We start from the raw sequence: 16265 nt of genomic DNA, 5'->3' as shown, positions 1-16265 counted from the left end.
TGAACTCAACTTTTGTATTGTACCACAATTTCTCGTGTAAACAGTACCTTCCCTCATTTTTCTTTTCTATGAAAACGTGATATTCTTGAATGCAGCAAAATAAGAAAATGAGGTCGATTTATATGCATTATGATGTAATTGTCATCGGAGGAGGTCCTTCCGGATTAATGGCAGCAATCGGAGCTGCAGAAGAAGGTGCACGCGTCTTACTTCTTGATAAAGGCGATAAGTTGGGGAGAAAGCTTGCGATTTCTGGTGGAGGACGCTGCAACGTGACAAACCGTCTCCCGCTTGATGAAATTGTAAAACATATCCCTGGAAATGGTCGTTTCTTATATAGCGCGTTTTCTATTTTTAATAATGAAGATATTATTCAGTTTTTCGAAAAGCTCGGCGTGAAATTAAAAGAAGAAGATCACGGCCGCATGTTCCCAGTATCGAATAAAGCACAGTCAGTAGTCGATGCTTTGTTAACACGCTTAAAGGAACTGCGCGTTACGATTCGTACCAATCTTCCTGTTAAAACAGTAGAGTATGAAAATGGACAAACGAAAGCGGTTATTCTGCAAAATGGAGAAGTTCTTGAAACAAATCATGTTGTAATCGCTGTTGGGGGTAAATCTGTACCGCATACTGGCTCAACTGGTGATGGCTATGCTTGGGCTGAAAAAGCTGGGCATACCATTACAGAACTATTCCCAACTGAAGTACCGATCCTTTCTAATGAACCATTTATTCGTGACCGTACATTACAAGGCTTAGCACTGCGTGATGTAGAACTAAGCGTATTAAATCCAAAAGGAAAAGCTGTTATCTCTCATAAAATGGACATGCTCTTTACCCACTTTGGTATTTCTGGTCCAGCTGCTCTTCGCTGCAGTCAATTTGTTGTAAAAACGATGAAAAAATTCAAAACAAACAAAGTAACAATGAGCATTGATGCATTGCCGGATGAACATAGTGAACAACTCTTCCAGCGCATGATGAAACAAATAAAAGAAGAACCGAAAAAAGGATTAAAAAATGTACTAAAAGGTTATGTACCTGAGCGTTATTTCTTATTCCTATTAGAAAAAAATGAAATTGACGGCAGTCAGCAATGCGGACAAATTTCTCATGAAAAAATCCGAGCTCTTGCTGCAGACTTCAAAGGATTTACCTTTACCGTAAATGGAACGCAACCCCTTGAAAAAGCGTTTGTAACAGGCGGCGGTGTTTCTGTAAAAGAAATTAATCCGAAAGAAATGTCATCAAAACTCATGAACGGCTTATATTTCTGCGGAGAAGTTCTTGATATTCACGGCTATACAGGTGGATATAATATTACTTCTGCACTTGTTACAGGACGAATTGCTGGAATGACTGCGGGGCAAAATGCTAACATGTAATAGTAAAAATGTAGGATATTGTAAAATAACCGATATATCAGTATAAAGAACCAAAGGGGAAAACAGATGAGAAAAAAAGTAATGATATCTTTAATGTTAATGACGTTTCTCTCCGCCGTTGAAGGAACGATCGTTAGCACAGCTGTACCTCGCATTACAAGTGAACTTTCAGGTGTGGAACTTGTAAGCTGGGTATATGCGATTTATATGTTAGCAACCGCTGTATCAACACCGATCTACGGAAAGCTAGCAGACTTGTTTGGTCGTAAAAAAGTACTATTAATTGGTGCAACTATCTTTTTAATCGGCTCTACATTATGCGGCCTTGCAGCCACAATGGGACAATTAATTCTTTTCCGTGCTCTGCAAGGGTTAGGTGCAGGAGCTGTCATGCCAATTACAATGACAATTATTGGTGACTTATACAGCGAAGCAAAAGACAGAGCAAAAGCGCAAGGCTGGCTGAGTGCTGTTTGGGGTGTATCTGGTGTTGTTGGACCGTTAGTTGGCGGTTTTTTAGTTGATTCACTATCTTGGCGTTATATCTTTTTCTTAAACATTCCATTCGGAATCTTTGCTTGTGCGATGATTGCGATTTCTTATAAAGAATCCATCAAACCTGCAAAACATCATATCGATTATCCAGGTGCTGTTATCTTCTCACTTAGTACGATTGCCTTACTTTATGCACTATTAACAGGAAGTCAGCATCAAAACTGGGGCGATATCACAATCATTGGCCTGCTGTTATTTGCAGTTTTCGCATTTATACTCTTCTTATTTGTAGAAAAAAAATCCCCAGAGCCATTAATTCCGTTAGATCTTTTCTCTAACCGGGCGGTATCTATTGTGAACGCATTAACGCTAATTGCTGGTGGTATGATTATTAGTATTACAATGTACCTCCCAATTTGGACTCAAGGTGTATTAGGAAAAAATGCAACAGAAGCCGGTTTGATTCTCATGCCAATTCCAGTCCTTTGGACAGTTGGGGCCATGCTATCCGGTAACTTAGTTGGGCGGTTACAAACAAAACAAATTATTTTACTTGGCGGCAGCATTATATCCGTTTCTACATTCCTGTTATTCACATTGTCTACTCACTCGCACCCAGCTCTCATTTACATCGCAATGGGTCTGTTCGGCTTAGGAATGGGACTTGTGACACCAATCTATATGGTCACAATTCAAGCTTCTGTCCCTGCAAATAAACGCGGAACAGCGGTCGGTTTAAATACATTTATTAATACATTTAGCCAAACGCTGGGAGCAGCTGTATTTGGAACGATCTTCAATACAATGATTCACGGCGCAGGTGAGGGAAATGTAAACTTAGTGACCTCAGAACACGGAAGTGCCGTATCAGGATCGCAAGAAGTATTAGCTTCAAGTGTTCATATGATCTTTAGCGGGACGTTTATATTAGCTGTTATGAGTTTACTCATTTCATGGCTGTTCTTACAATCAGCGAAACCCGAAACAGATGCACCTGCGCAAAAAACAGCAAGTAATTAAATCATGACTCTTTATAAAGTGAGTCACACTGTAGAAAAAGTGTTGAGAAATTCTCAACACTTTTTTCATGAGACAAGCACTTCTCTCAACATTTCCTCATACACTGCTCACATAAGAAATCAAAAATCAATTTAACCTTACAAAAAATGAGAAACATAAAGGAGATGGGTGAAATGTACTATTGCATCAGCTGTTCTGAAATTCATTACAAAAGAAATGCAACAGACAAAGTTTTCGAAAATGGTTTCTATATTGATCCATTTGGAGGCAGACGACTTCATTTAGGAATGTGTCAATCGGCATTAAAACATGAAGTACCAATTCCTCATGAACTCGAAGTAGAAATACCCGACGTCCAAACAATTCTAGACAATTTCCCTGTTACTCATGTAATACCACTGTAATCGTTCCTTTTCAGGCGGAAGAAGCATCCTCATTTTCGCCGTAACCTCCAAAATAAATACAGAACCTTTTCACATGCTTGGATAATGAGAACACTTTCGAAAATATGTTTAAAAACAACATGAAAAAAGAGCCGGGAATGCTCCAGCTCTTTTTCATGTTGTTTTATAAATAATCATTGCCGAAAAACAATAAATCTGACTCTCTTCATCATTGTTCGAAACCGATACTTGGTACTTAATATCTACAATTTTTTCTTCATCCATTTTCTTTAAAAAGACATTGATCGCCTCTTCTAAATCCTTTTCATGACTTTCATCAAATATCTTCACGCGAATCACATTAACACCATCCTAAGTCACAGCCTTCTACTGCTGAACTGTTATCTCGGCGCGTATCAATGATGCGATAAAACTTACCATCTTCATACAAATAACCATCTTCTAATACATACTGCTTCTCTTCAGTATAGACATAAAATTTACCAATCATAAATTTATTAGAGTATAATTCCAAATAATCTGTCTTAAATTTCGCAACTACCTTGTCTGTAATATCAATTTTAATTGTGCGACTCATCTCCCACCCCTCCTTTCGAAAAAGAACGGATTGGTTTATTGTATTAAAAATTTTTTATTTTATGAATGAAATTTAAGGGGGAATTTTGTTTTATTAGCTTGATAGTGATGTGGCTGTACCCCTATAAATACCCTCAATAACAATTATTTGGTAAATATTGTATCACTATGACCCGTTTTTACACGTATCTCGGCTGTTCCCCTAATTCGTTAGATAAAAAAGGGCTTGTGAAATGCTAGTTGTTTAGATGGTGTTAAATATTGTAAAATGAAATGGTACCAAAAAAACCATATGGGTACCCAAGGTTTAGGGGGCAGATTATGAAACAAAGAATCTTAACAGAAACAATTCATCAAATTCAAACGAAGGGGTTTACATTTACAATTAGTGACTTAGCAAAACAATTAGCTGTGAGTAAGAGGACAATCTATGAGCACTTCTCTTCAAAGGATGAGATAGTAGATGAAGTTATTCGTAATGTAATAGAAAGTATTCAAGAAAAGGAAAAAAATATTGCTGAAGATGATACGTTACAAACAGTTGAAAAAATAAGACGCATCTTAATTTGTATTCCACAACAATTTAAATTCATGGATGCACGTTTATTAGTAGAACTAAAAAAACACCATTATAATCAATGGTTGAAATTAGATCAGTTTTTACGTGAAGGTTGGTCTACTGTAATCCGGTTAATAGAAGAGGGAATGAGAGAAGGGAGTATTAGACAAATTCAAGTTCCGTTTTTTATTGAAGTATATTTAGGCGCACTGAATCGCATATATGATCCTATATTTATTGAAAAGAGTGATTATACATTGGGGAGTATGCTCGAATCTATTATGGACATGTTGCTGTATGGAATTTCTAATTCAAAATAGAAGGTGGGAGAATAATGCAGTGGATTTATTTATGCTTAGCAATTTTATTTGAAGTAGCGGGTACAACTGCGATGAAACTATCTGATGGATTAACGAAACTTGTCCCAAGTATTCTTATTTTTGTATTTTATATAATAAGTTTTTCATTTCTGTCATTTGCATTAAAGGGGATGGAGATGTCCGTTGCATATGCGGTTTGGTCAGGTATGGGAATTGTTACGATTACAATAATTGGTTTCTTTTATTTTGGAGAAAGTATCAATGTAATTAAGATACTAGCGATTCTTTTTATTTTAATTGGAGTCGTGATCTTAAATTTTAATAGTGCGGCACATGAAGAGAAAAACAAAAAAATGGTGGAGGAACGTGTACATTGAACCGTTTAAAATATTTTTTCCTTATTACTGATATTGGGTTTATTATATATTGGTTCATAACAATTTTTCATATGATTCCACAAGAATATTTGTTTAAAGATTATCAAAATCCTATTTTAGTGGCATGGAACTGGTCTTTTCTACCTTTAGATTTGTTAATCTCGTTGACGGGATTTTTAAGTTTGTATTTATATTCTAAACAAAAGCATATTTGGAGCCATTTTGCGTTCTTATCATTAATTTTAACTTTTTGTTCAGGATTACAAGCTCTAGCATTTTGGACAATCCGTTTAGATTTCGATATTTCTTGGTGGATTCCTAATTTATATTTATTAGTTTATCCATGCTTTTTCTTAAAAGGTATTTGGAGAGAGTGTGGATGGTATGAGACTAACATGAAATAATTAAGAAAGGAATTCAATAGGTATAATCGGAGCGGAAGAAGAAAGTGAACTTACAATAGAGGTCTCGTCGCATCTCCATCAAGTTAAGAAATACATTGTTCCTCAAAACGAAAAAACGAACCGAATTCCCATGGACAACTATGAAGAAATAAGATTTTTGTTTTGGGGATACTTCAAAATCTTAACTTGATGGGCATGGAGCGGTACTCCTAATAAAAATAAAATTTATAATATATAGAATCTCTGCTCCGTTAATGCTCTTACGTCTTCAATCGCGGGAGCGCAGTCCCTCTGTATTCATGAGTACAATTCTCCATCCATCAGGGTCTTCTATTGTAATTCCTTTTTCTTTCCAATAAGGATTTTCTGGCTCAACTTCATCATATCCCATTGTATGTAGTCTATGATGTATTTTTTCGATTTCACTTTTATCAGGAAAATAAAATACAAGTAAGTTATCCTTTGTTGGAGCAGGACATGGGCTTCCATTTATATGTCTTGTAAACTCTAAATGATATTCTACACCAGGTAAGCCAAACATTACCCCATCATAGGCTTCATGATTATGAAACTCGCCTATACGTTTTAACCCCAATCCTTCTTCGTAAAACTTAATTACTTCTTCAAGTTTGTCTGTCGGTCTTGCTATTCTAAACTGAACCCATTTTTTCATATAAATTCCTCCCTCTATGAATTTAAGAGCACTTTCATCTACTACTACTATAAAATAGCGATATGCTTCTTAAAATCCCCCATTAGAGTTAGAACGAGGTACGAAAATAGGAGTATGAATCAATAGTACGGCCCAGTGCTCATCTTTTATTGAAAGTATTATATACATCAAAAAAACGAAATATTTTTACATTTTATGTTAAAATAAAACTGCAAATACTTTCCAATTGTAATGAAATAGTTTGATAAAAACACTTGCTATTATTTTTGAAGGAGTGATTTTAAATATTTAGTTTAGAGCATAAAAAAAATAGATTAATAGTTATACTATCTCCGCTAATGATTATTTTATTTATTCATTTTGCTACATCATTAATTTATCCTTATGTCTTGAAATACACCTGGATTATTACTGCTTTATTATATTGGGGAGTATTAGGTTTGATGATCTTACTTTTTTCCTCACATAATAGAATGAAAGGCTGGTTTAAAAAGCCTTCTTATAATAAGATTTGGTTAATTGCAGGAGTACTAATCGGTCTATTTCCTGTTTTAGGAATTTTACTTCCAAATTATAATTTGATTTTCGACTATCCGGGTTTATCTATATTAGTAATTTTATTTGCAGCTATTAACCCTTGGTTTGAAGAAGGATATTGGAGAGGTTTGTTGTTAGATGCTGGGGAAAATTTGCCTACTTGGATGAGAATTCTTTATTCTAGTGCCCTATTCGCCTTTAGTCATCCTCTTATTTGGGGGGTATTTTCAATTGGAAATAGATCTTATCAATTACTCTTCACTTTATTTGTAATGGGGATTGTCTGGTCTTTCATTCGGTATAAAATGAAGAGTTTACGATGGTCTGTATATTCTCATATACTTGTAGACCTAGGAAATTTATCTGTTTTTGTATTTTTAAATGTCTATATTCCACCTGGAATGTAATTCTCTCTATTTCATAATTACATTAAGGAAAAAAGCGTACCGTCTCTTATCAGATCGTACGCTTTTTATGTATGATAAGACCATCTTTACGCAAACAGCCTTCTTTTCAAAGCAATATACACACTCAAAAACAACATATATCCAAAACTAGCAATCATAATCATTACCGGTATAGGGTAAAATTTAGCTGCATATACAAAAAAATCGATTTGCATAATGTCATGGGAATCTGAAACCGACCCTTTGAAATAATTCGTAAACTTAGCTGAATACTTCCAGTCAAATGAATCCTCAATTAAATTACTTCCTTCGTACCAACTGATAATTGCTGAAACGATGAAGAATATAAAAACTACTCCGAATTGAACCATGTATCTTATTTTCACAGAACTCTCCTCTTTCTATGTATTGAAACGATAAGTGTTGTTGTAATGTAAATAACAGTACTAGCTATTGCAAGAATAGAACCTTTATATTTTTGACATACAAATCCACCTTAACATAAAAAATACATAATATCCCATATATTCATAATAGAGGTTGATAGGGTGTGGTTCAATATCCCATTTTATAATGGCGTAACACCACATGCCCATCAAGCTAACATCGATGATTTGAAATTTCATAAAGTGAAACTTCCATCAGTGGGGGATCTTACTGCTCGCGAATAGCGGGATAAAAAAAGAGCTTACAGTAATATAAGCTCTTTTTTTGTATTTAATTCTATTAGGTTGATAGCAATACGATACTACCTCATAATTTTAAGATAGAAGTCCGACATTCCTTCAATTATTGCCTAGATTGTGATTTAACGCTTGTAAGATGAGCATCAAACATATCAATTATTTCAAGGAATCTATCAGCTTCACGGAAAACATGGTCTGCTAATAGTGGGTGAATGATACTCTTTATTTTACATTGCTGAATTAAATCACGTGCCGTTTTCTTAAAATCCCGAAGAGATGTGACTGACACACGATTTTGATCCAGGAATTGATCTAAAAGAGGAACTGTTTGAGATTGTGGTTTCATAGATTCTAAGTCAATTGCCTGATACATCAATTGATCAAAATCATTGCTGAAATTCCGAGCCATATCTACAAGCTTTCTTTCCGATGGATCAAGAAGATGACCAATAAATTTAGCATGGTCTGCCATAATCCTTAAAAAGAAAACATTTTCTTTAATAATAGCATCAGGAAGAGCATCCAATTTACCTTCATTTAATTCAATTAAACGATTTCTAAAATAATTAGCTTCCCTACTTGTATGATCAACTAACAGTGGAAAATTATTTTGCCCTGGCAATTTGCATGTGAGAATTAATCCTAGAATTTTTCGTTTAAATCCGAAAATATTAGTTGCAGCTTGTTGTACTTCTGAATTAAATCTTTTTATTTGCTCAGGATCTGTTTGATTTGTATAGGAATGTGCAATTTGTTCGATCTGTTCAAACAATCGGTAAAATTGATTAGCCTCTTGGATTAGTTGAGTATCCTCACATCTAAACCCCAATCGCAGAAATAAAGAATGCTCTTTCATGATTCTAGACCAAAAACGAATTTCATTTAATGATCGTTCAACAAACATTCCAGATGTAACACCCGTATCAGGATGTATCCTATTCATTTTCAATCCCTCCAGTAAATACTATGGTTCTATTCTCATGAATAGATATATATAAATACCATCAATAAAAGTTCAGTCTGGCTATGAAAATAATCTTATTTTTTCTATTCATCACAACATAAATAATAATTCTAATTTATTTACCAAACAGACGACTCCAAAGTGATTTCTTCTGTTCTGAATCTGCTATTAGGCGCTTGCGTTTTAATTATTAAAAACAAACACAAGACAGAAAAACTACTATTTAACAGCAAGAGGGGGTTTCGTATTAACTTTATCCCGCTCTAACAAGCAGTAAGCAAAGATGGGAATTGCGAGAAGAGGAACTGCTTGTAAGAACCCGATTGGTTCAACTAACCATTCGGAGAAAAAGCATCTCCGAACGGAAGTTTCACTTTATTTATCACCTGGAGCAGGCTGATCCACTCCCTTAACACGGTGTTTATGCCCATTATTTTCCGTCGTATAAAAATCGTAATAATGAACATGCATCCCATTTCCAACTGGAATTGCTGGTCCTGAGTGGGCCTTATAATAGTGTGTATGTCCATCTTCGAACAAAACATATCCTTCTGTATAATGTATATGCCCGCCCTCTTGTATCTTAATGGGCGGAGATGTTACATCTAGACATTGATGTACATGCCCTCCCTCAACAGATGTATAATCCACTGATCCATGGTTATGATGTGGTACAAACCCAGAAACAAAATCATTTTTTCCTACCCTGTTCATTCTATTCATTCTCCCCATTCCCCTTATACATAAAGATAAGCTCTATAAACTAGTATGCTTATACTATCGAGATAATTCCTCTCACATGTATCCTGCTGCTTTTGGGAAAGGAGAGCTCGATTGGTGAGAGCTTTCCATGAACAATCTCTCCTAAAAAATTAAAAAAGGTGTCTCCAAAATCGCGACTTGGAAACACCCTCTTCTACCCTTTATCTATGATTTAGCATTGCAAGTAACTTTTCTTGACTATACATCCAAACTGTAATAATTAAACAAGCAAGCGCTACTCCTGATAACGCCATAAATCCAATTGCATAGTGTCCTGTTAATTGGAATAGTAACGTTAAAATTAATGGCGGGAAGAAACCGCCAAGTCCCCCAAGTGCCGATACAAGACCGTTTACGATACCAGCTTGTTTCGAGAAATACATTGGTACAAGTTTAAAGATTGTTCCATTTCCAATACCAGCGCAAAAGGCAACTAATAAACAGCCAAATGTATATACGTGCATGCTTGGCATAAAGGATAAAATAATGCCTGATAATGTTAATCCAATAAACACAAAGATTAAAATTTTAAATGGATTAAATTTGTCACCAAGCCAACCCCCAATTGGACGCATGATTGTTGCTAGCACGATAAAAACCTGCTGTGCGTAATCCAGCATCTACTTTAGCTAAGCCAAAGTGAGATACAAGAAAGTTCGGTAAATAGACTGTAAATGCAACGAACGAACCGAAAGTTAAGAAATAGAAAATGCATAAGAACCAAAGTTTTTCATTTTTATATACACCTTTAATTTGTTCCATTAATGGTGTGTTCACCTTTTTCTCGTTACGATCTCCTAACAGGAAGTTTACTAACACAAATGCAGCGAGTAAAATTAAGTACATTTGTACAGTCGTTCTCCAACCAAACGAAGTTGCAAGTACTGGTGCAAAAAATGATGTAACTGCTGTTCCTACATTTCCTGCTCCGTAAATTCCGTTTACAAAGCCATGCTTTTCTTTCGGATAGTATTTCGGAAGAGCTGTTACCCCAACAGAGAATACAGCACCGCCAACTCCAGCAAATAAACCGCCAATAATTAAATCTAGCATCGATTTTGCCATACTAATATAAAAGACAGGGAATAATAGAATAATAAAACTAATAAAGAATAATTTTCTTGCTCCGTAACGATTCGTCCAGTAACCAATTGGAATGCGAAGAATAGATCCTAAAATAACTGGTACTGCTGTGACAAGAGAAATCTGTCCTGCTGTTAACGCAATGTCTGCTTTAATAAATGGCATTTAAGAAGATAAAATAACCCATACCATAAAGCCAATTACAAGATTTGAAGTTTGTAATTCTAACTGAAAATTCGGATTTTTCATTAGTCTCTCCTTCAATTTTGTTCAATATTTCACTATTTCTATTGCTTCCCTCCTGCCTAATCACGATAAAGCGTGATTAGGCAGGAAAGAATCAGCCTCCACTTACTGGCGGAATCAATGCGACAACGTCACCATCTTGAATGATATCATCTTCATTTGCATATTCTTCATTAATTGCAACCATTGTGTGCTGTGAAAGAGATACATTGTAGTCTTTCGTCACAAGTTCCTTCAATTCTGCTACGGCAAGGTTTTTTACATCAATTTGTAATTGATGCGCTCCAGCTTCTTCTTGTAAATGAGAAAATAATAATACTGTAATCATTCTATATTCTCCTTTCCTGGTTCTCCCTTTGGATACGACGTTTGTTCTAATTGATCGCCAATCCATTTCTCACCGTCTTCCCAAAACTCTTTCTTCCAAATTGGAACAATTTGTTTAATGCGCTCCATAATGTACTCATTTGCCTCGTATGCCGCTTTTCGATGCGGCGTCGATACCGCGACAACTACCGCAATATCAGAAATTTGCAGCGTGCCGATGCGATGCGTAATTGCCACATGTGTTCCTGGCCACTTTTCTTTCGTTTCTTCACCAATTTTGGCAAGCATTTTTTCGGCCATCGAACGATACGCAGCATATTCTAAGTAAAGTGTACGACGTCCTTTCGTGAATTCACGCACTGTACCAATGAATGTCGTCACAGCGCCGCATTCACGACGAATGACTTTCTGCGCTACTTCTTCAATGGAAATGGGTGTATCCACTACTTCAAAATACGTATTTGTCATTTTGCATCCCTCATTCTTTGTACAAACCAATTTATATACTCTTCATCTTCTGTTATATGAAAAACTTCATAGTTCTCGTACCATGTTTTCAGTGCCTCATTCCATGTAATAACAGCGATCACATTTTCTACACTTTCTAATAAAGAGGCATCTTCCTCTGACCTAAGTAAAACAACTTTCGGATATGGTTCTTTTTTATATCCTTCAACGATAATGACTTCTGCTTCAAAACATGTATACAAACGAATGATTTCTTCTAAAGACCAGTGACTCATAGCAGATAAAGACAATAATCCGTCCCCTTCTACTGCACTGACGATTGCTCCAGCTTGGCGATGACGTTCGCTATCTTTTTGCAGCGGTAGCTCTGGATATCCTCCGTGTCCATGATGCTTAATCGTCCCTACTCGCACGCCTTCATTCGTTAACGCCTTAACCAGTTTCTCTGTCAATGTCGTCTTCCCGCTATTTTGATACCCTACGATTTGTAAGACTGGAACGGTTCTTTCCATGGCCACTCACTTCCTTGCTCTGCTTCTAGTAAAAGGACAGTAACAGTCATCCCCTCTTCAAAGCCGCGCGTACCACCTGGTAAGACGATAAAAGCATTCGCATCAGCGAGTGAAGACACAGCGCTTGATTTATCAAGCCCAACTGGCACTGCTTGCAGTTGTCCGTTTACTATTTCTACTTTCCCTCTAACAAAACGTGTAAATGGATTCGCTTTCGGAAACCCCTTCATTAAAATGGCATCACCGCGGTACATATGAGGCTGCTTCCTATGTAGAAATGTCTGAACAATAGGACGTACAAACAATTCAAATCCAACATAGCAAGCAGACGGATTACCTGATAATCCAAATAGTAATTTTCCATTTACTTCCGCTACCGTCGTTACACTTCCCGGCCGCATCGCTACTTTATTGAACAGTACATGAGCTCCAAGCTTCTCATAAATAGCCGGTAAGTAATCATAATCTCCAACTGACACGCCGCCTGTTGTAATGAGGATATCGACTTCTTCCATTGTCTTCTTTACCATCTCATAGCAAGTATCAAAGTCATCTGCGAATTGTCCATAATATCGAACCGTGCCGCCCGCTCGCATAATTTGTGCAGCAATCATATACGAGTTACTGTTACGAATTTTTCCTGGTTTAAGCGGCTCATGAACTTCTAATAATTCACTTCCTGTCGTTACAATTCCAATAACAGGACGCCTTGCAACAGCTACTGTACTATAACCAAACGTTGCAAGAAGCGCTGCCACTCCAGGATTAATCACTGTTCCCTTTTCCACAAGCACATCATGTTTCTTTACATCTTCACCTTTATATGAAATATTATCGCCTGCATGAAACGGACGCTTCAGTTTCATATACGTCTTCCCGTCTTTTCGAAAACCTTCTGTAAGTTCTAGCATGACAACCGCATCGCAACCATTCGGAATCGCTGCACCGGTCATAATGCGCACAGCTTGGAAAGCCTTCACTTCTTCTGTAAAAACAGAACCAGCACCAATTTCTCCAACCACTTCAAATTGGGCCGGATGCTCCTGACTTGCCTTTTTTGTATCTTCTGCACGAATCGCAAAACCATCGTATGGAGAGCGATCGAAATGAGGAACATCATGATCCGCTACTACATCCTCGCCAAGAATTCGCCCATAACTTTCTGTAAGCGGTACTCGCTCTGTTTCTCCATGTTTTGCATATTGCATCACATGTGCCACTGCATCGCTAACAGCAATTGGTATTCGTTTTTCTAGCATCATTTTCACCCCACGTTTGCAAAATATCACATCTTCATTACAATTTTTATTGTACAATGCTAATCATAATAGCAATTACTTCAAGGAGGAATTCCATGTCTTCATTTACTCATTTTAACGAACAAGGCCGCGCAAAAATGGTCGATATTAGCGATAAGAAGATTACCGTGCGAACAGCTATCGCTCGTTCTAGCATCATTGTGACGAAAGACATTTATGATAAAATCACTCATAATGAAATCGGAAAAGGTGATGTCCTAGCCGTTGCACAAATCGCTGGTATTATGGCAGCAAAGCGTACTTCTGATATCATTCCGATGTGTCACCCGCTGCTTCTAAAAGGTGTCGATATTTCCTTTGACTGGAATATTGCAGATGAACAATATCGTTTACTTATTGAAGTAAAAGTGAAAACAGAGGGCAGCACCGGTGTTGAAATGGAAGCTTTAACTGCCGCCTCCGCTACTGCTCTTACCGTATATGACATGTGCAAAGCTGTCGATAAAGGCATGATCATCGGCGAAACATACTTGTTTGAAAAAACAGGCGGTAAAAGCGGCGATTATACAAGAAATTAGCCTTAAACCCCTTCACCGAATCCAAAGGGGTCTCCCCTTTGGATTCACCCTATATAACGCGCGTATAATCGCTTTGCCACTTGTATATCATTTGTACCATGAACAAATGCTCGCCCATCTTGGAATATAACGAAGCGATAATCATCAACATGAAATGATAATAAGTATGGTGTCCTCTGTACAGATAAACTTCTTTGTAAGCGCTTTTCTATTTCTTCTAAGTTAAGAAGCTGATTTATGCCTGGGCGAATCTGCACTGTATTTCGGCCGCACAGCACTTCTGTTTTCATTTGTGCCTCAAATGTTAAGCTTGGATATGTACGCAATTTACCGCAAGACAGGCAATTCTCTTTTTTCTGCCTGTTTACTTTAAATGCCATATACTGATTATTCCAAAGGTCAAATGATACCATCGTTTCTCGCAATGCTTCAAAGTCCCCAACTAGTATTTTTAATGCTTCTGCAACTTGATAAGCAACGACCATTTGCACGGCTGGTTGAATAATCCCCGCTGTATCACACGTCGCTCCGCTCGTTGGATGCTCCATCAAACATCGAAAACATGGTGTTTTCCCTGGGATAATCGTATACGTTACACCATAACTGCCTACACAACCACCGTATATCCACGGAACGTTATACTTCTGAGAAATATCGTTAATAAGAAGACGCGTATCGAAATTATCTGTTGCATCTATGATTACATCCACGTTCTTAACAAGCTGTTCCATTTCTTGCACCGCTACATCCGTTACAACTGGTTCGATATCTACTTCAGAGTTAATTCGCCTTAAATGCTGCGCCGCTGCAACTGCTTTCGGTACATAACGATTCGCATCTTCTTCTGTATATAATTGCTGCCTTTGTAAATTGCTCCACTCGACATAATCACGATCCGCAATCGTCAACTTGCCAATTCCCGCTCGGACAAGCGCCTCGGCATTTGCTGCACCAAGTGCACCAGCACCAATAATTAATACATGTTTTTCACCTAAATTTCGCTGGCCAATTTCACCAATCTCTGAAAATAGTACTTGCCGTGAGTACCGCTCTTGCATCTCGATCCCTTCTCTCTTATCCGCCAATATATGACATTTCAATTTTCGGGCGGTTATTTGCACTTTCTTCCGTTCGTTCATCTGAATAACGATCACTGCGCTTATTCCACACATCTTGCACAACTTGGAATAATTCATCATCATCTATGCCCCTGCGTAGAAGCGTTCGTAAATCCGTTCCTGTTGTTGCAAATAAACATGTGTAAAACTTACCTTCCGCTGATATGCGTGCTCTCGTACAAGAAGAGCAAAATGACTCAGAAACAGATGTGATAAAGCCGACTTCTGCCTCAGTTCCAACATATCGGTAACGCTTTGCCACTTCACCAAAATAATGCGGATCTACTGGCTCAATTGGATACACACGTCCAATCATATCGATTAACTCTTTTTTCGTAATCACTTGTTTGAAATTCCAGCCGTTCGTACTTCCAACATCCATAAATTCGATAAAGCGAAGAGGGATGCACTGCTCTTTACAATAAGCAGCCATCTTCAAAATTTGGTTATCGTTCATTCCTTTTTTTACGACCATATTGATTTTTACTTCTAATCCAGCTGCCCTTGCCGCTTCAATTCCTCGTAATATAGGCTTCGTGCTTACATTGCGGCCGTTAATGCTTCGAAACACATCATCATCTAGTGCATCTAAACTGACGTTTACTCGCCCTAAACCAGCTTCTTTTAAAGCTTTTGCTTGCTTCATTAAATGAATACCGTTCGTCGTTAGCCCAATATCTGTTAGACCTTCTAATTTCACAAGACGTTCTATGAGCTTTGATAAATCTTTACGAAGTAACGGTTCGCCGCCAGTTAATCGAATTTTCTTGACACCCATGCGAACAAAAAGTTTAGCTACTCGCTCAATCTCATCAAATGTGAGCAAAAACTCATCTTTTAAAAACGTATAATCTGGTCCAAACACTTCAGCCGGCATACAATATGTGCATCGAAAATTACAACGATCAATAACAGAAATGCGTAAATCTTGAAGCGGACGCTGCCATGCATCTAAAATCTTCTCAGTCATCTTCACCCCTCCTTCTTGCTGTATGTATATCTATTTTTATTCTATTATAATATATTTTTAAATGGGGGGTTTTTTACCCAAAACTCTTTATCTTTTTTAACTGCCTTTCATTTGCCTTTATCATAAAAAAGA

Annotated in this window: 20 protein-coding genes and 1 pseudogene; 8 read left to right on the top strand and 13 right to left on the bottom strand. The window is 37.1% G+C overall.

What is annotated here, in order from left to right; genetic code table 11:
- Positions 1 to 122: 122 nt before the first annotated feature.
- The 3 genes from AB1279_RS03980 (at position 123) to AB1279_RS03970 (ending at position 3307) form a co-directional block, all read left to right on the top strand.
- Complete coding sequence (locus AB1279_RS03980) at positions 123 to 1388, top strand: NAD(P)/FAD-dependent oxidoreductase (RefSeq protein WP_429757902.1); 1266 nt, start codon at positions 123 to 125, stop codon at positions 1386 to 1388.
- Between the two features lie 66 nt (positions 1389 to 1454).
- On the top strand, positions 1455 to 2903 hold the full coding sequence (locus tag AB1279_RS03975; protein WP_429757901.1) for an MDR family MFS transporter: 1449 nt from the start codon (positions 1455 to 1457) through the stop codon (positions 2901 to 2903).
- A gap of 173 nt (positions 2904 to 3076) precedes the next feature.
- Positions 3077 to 3307, top strand: coding sequence for a DUF3973 domain-containing protein (locus tag AB1279_RS03970; RefSeq protein ID WP_429757900.1), 231 nt, complete (start codon positions 3077 to 3079; stop codon positions 3305 to 3307).
- 153 nt (positions 3308 to 3460) lie between these two features.
- Here AB1279_RS03970 and AB1279_RS03965 read toward each other — a convergent pair whose 3' ends face one another.
- Entirely contained in the window at positions 3461 to 3646 is a 186-nt protein-coding gene (locus tag AB1279_RS03965; RefSeq protein ID WP_429757899.1) for a sporulation protein Cse60, read from the bottom strand.
- Between the two features lies 1 nt (position 3647).
- Complete coding sequence (locus tag AB1279_RS03960) at positions 3648 to 3884, bottom strand: DUF2553 family protein (RefSeq protein WP_098306719.1); 237 nt, start codon at positions 3882 to 3884, stop codon at positions 3648 to 3650.
- Positions 3885 to 4204: 320 nt separating this feature from the next.
- Here AB1279_RS03960 and AB1279_RS03955 point away from each other — a divergent pair, with 320 nt between their 5' ends.
- From AB1279_RS03955 to AB1279_RS03945, 3 genes are read left to right on the top strand one after another with little or no spacing between them, the layout of a single operon-like run.
- Positions 4205 to 4762 carry a TetR/AcrR family transcriptional regulator gene (locus tag AB1279_RS03955; RefSeq protein WP_429753481.1) on the top strand — a complete coding sequence of 186 codons (558 nt, stop codon included), beginning with the start codon at positions 4205 to 4207 and terminating at the stop codon, positions 4760 to 4762.
- A 14-nt stretch (positions 4763 to 4776) separates the two neighbouring features.
- Complete coding sequence (locus AB1279_RS03950) at positions 4777 to 5139, top strand: DMT family transporter (protein WP_429753480.1); 363 nt, start codon at positions 4777 to 4779, stop codon at positions 5137 to 5139.
- Positions 5136 to 5543: a YvaD family protein gene (locus tag AB1279_RS03945; protein WP_429757898.1), complete on the top strand. Its 408-nt coding sequence runs from the start codon at positions 5136 to 5138 to the stop codon at positions 5541 to 5543. Before AB1279_RS03950 ends, AB1279_RS03945 begins: the two co-directional genes overlap by 4 nt.
- Before the next feature lie 268 nt (positions 5544 to 5811).
- Here AB1279_RS03945 and AB1279_RS03940 read toward each other — a convergent pair whose 3' ends face one another.
- Positions 5812 to 6216, bottom strand: a complete 405-nt coding sequence (locus tag AB1279_RS03940) for a VOC family protein (protein ID WP_429757897.1) — start codon at positions 6214 to 6216, stop codon at positions 5812 to 5814.
- 443 nt (positions 6217 to 6659) lie between these two features.
- Between AB1279_RS03940 and AB1279_RS03935 the strand changes: the two genes are divergently transcribed.
- A complete protein-coding gene (locus tag AB1279_RS03935) occupies positions 6660 to 7160 on the top strand; it encodes a CPBP family intramembrane glutamic endopeptidase (RefSeq protein ID WP_429761291.1) in 501 nt (166 codons plus the stop codon).
- Between the two features lie 86 nt (positions 7161 to 7246).
- On the opposite strand, the gene AB1279_RS03930 is transcribed toward AB1279_RS03935, so the two are convergent.
- From AB1279_RS03930 to AB1279_RS03895, 8 genes and pseudogenes are all read right to left on the bottom strand, one after another.
- Positions 7247 to 7546, bottom strand: coding sequence for a YjdJ family protein (locus AB1279_RS03930; RefSeq protein WP_429757896.1), 300 nt, complete (start codon positions 7544 to 7546; stop codon positions 7247 to 7249).
- A gap of 403 nt (positions 7547 to 7949) precedes the next feature.
- A complete protein-coding gene (locus tag AB1279_RS03925; protein ID WP_429757895.1) occupies positions 7950 to 8789 on the bottom strand; it encodes a DUF2935 domain-containing protein in 840 nt (279 codons plus the stop codon).
- A gap of 396 nt (positions 8790 to 9185) precedes the next feature.
- Complete coding sequence (locus AB1279_RS03920; protein WP_429761290.1) at positions 9186 to 9524, bottom strand: YmaF family protein; 339 nt, start codon at positions 9522 to 9524, stop codon at positions 9186 to 9188.
- Positions 9525 to 9733: 209 nt separating this feature from the next.
- Positions 9734 to 10904 (bottom strand): annotated as a pseudogene (locus AB1279_RS03915) (nitrate/nitrite transporter).
- A 91-nt stretch (positions 10905 to 10995) separates the two neighbouring features.
- A complete protein-coding gene (moaD, locus tag AB1279_RS03910) occupies positions 10996 to 11229 on the bottom strand; it encodes a molybdopterin converting factor subunit 1 (protein ID WP_429757894.1) in 234 nt (77 codons plus the stop codon).
- Positions 11226 to 11696 (bottom strand): molybdenum cofactor biosynthesis protein MoaE, encoded by a 471-nt coding sequence (locus AB1279_RS03905; protein ID WP_429757893.1) that lies wholly within the window; start codon positions 11694 to 11696, stop codon positions 11226 to 11228. Before AB1279_RS03905 ends, moaD begins: the two co-directional genes overlap by 4 nt.
- Entirely contained in the window at positions 11693 to 12208 is a 516-nt protein-coding gene (gene mobB, locus AB1279_RS03900; RefSeq protein WP_429757892.1) for a molybdopterin-guanine dinucleotide biosynthesis protein B, read from the bottom strand. Before mobB ends, AB1279_RS03905 begins: the two co-directional genes overlap by 4 nt.
- Positions 12175 to 13467 carry a molybdopterin molybdotransferase MoeA gene (locus AB1279_RS03895; RefSeq protein ID WP_429757891.1) on the bottom strand — a complete coding sequence of 431 codons (1293 nt, stop codon included), beginning with the start codon at positions 13465 to 13467 and terminating at the stop codon, positions 12175 to 12177. Before AB1279_RS03895 ends, mobB begins: the two co-directional genes overlap by 34 nt.
- Before the next feature lie 95 nt (positions 13468 to 13562).
- Between AB1279_RS03895 and moaC the strand changes: the two genes are divergently transcribed.
- Positions 13563 to 14045 carry a cyclic pyranopterin monophosphate synthase MoaC gene (moaC, locus tag AB1279_RS03890; RefSeq protein ID WP_429757890.1) on the top strand — a complete coding sequence of 161 codons (483 nt, stop codon included), beginning with the start codon at positions 13563 to 13565 and terminating at the stop codon, positions 14043 to 14045.
- A 44-nt stretch (positions 14046 to 14089) separates the two neighbouring features.
- Here the strand turns inward: moaC and AB1279_RS03885 are convergent, their stop codons facing one another.
- Together AB1279_RS03885 and moaA are read right to left on the bottom strand one after the other, a co-directional pair.
- The gene (locus tag AB1279_RS03885; RefSeq protein WP_429757889.1) at positions 14090 to 15103 is read right to left on the bottom strand and encodes a molybdopterin-synthase adenylyltransferase MoeB; all 1014 of its coding nucleotides are present in this window, start codon (positions 15101 to 15103) and stop codon (positions 14090 to 14092) included.
- Between the two features lie 16 nt (positions 15104 to 15119).
- Entirely contained in the window at positions 15120 to 16133 is a 1014-nt protein-coding gene (gene moaA, locus AB1279_RS03880; protein ID WP_429757888.1) for a GTP 3',8-cyclase MoaA, read from the bottom strand.
- Positions 16134 to 16265 lie beyond the last annotated feature (132 nt).

The organism is Bacillus sp. S14(2024) (assembly GCF_050473785.1).
In the GTDB taxonomy this organism is placed as follows: domain Bacteria; phylum Bacillota; class Bacilli; order Bacillales; family Bacillaceae_G; genus Bacillus_A; species Bacillus_A yunxiaonensis.
The sequence above is the reverse complement of the archived record's forward strand: the minus strand, read 5'-3'. Positions and strand labels throughout refer to the sequence as shown.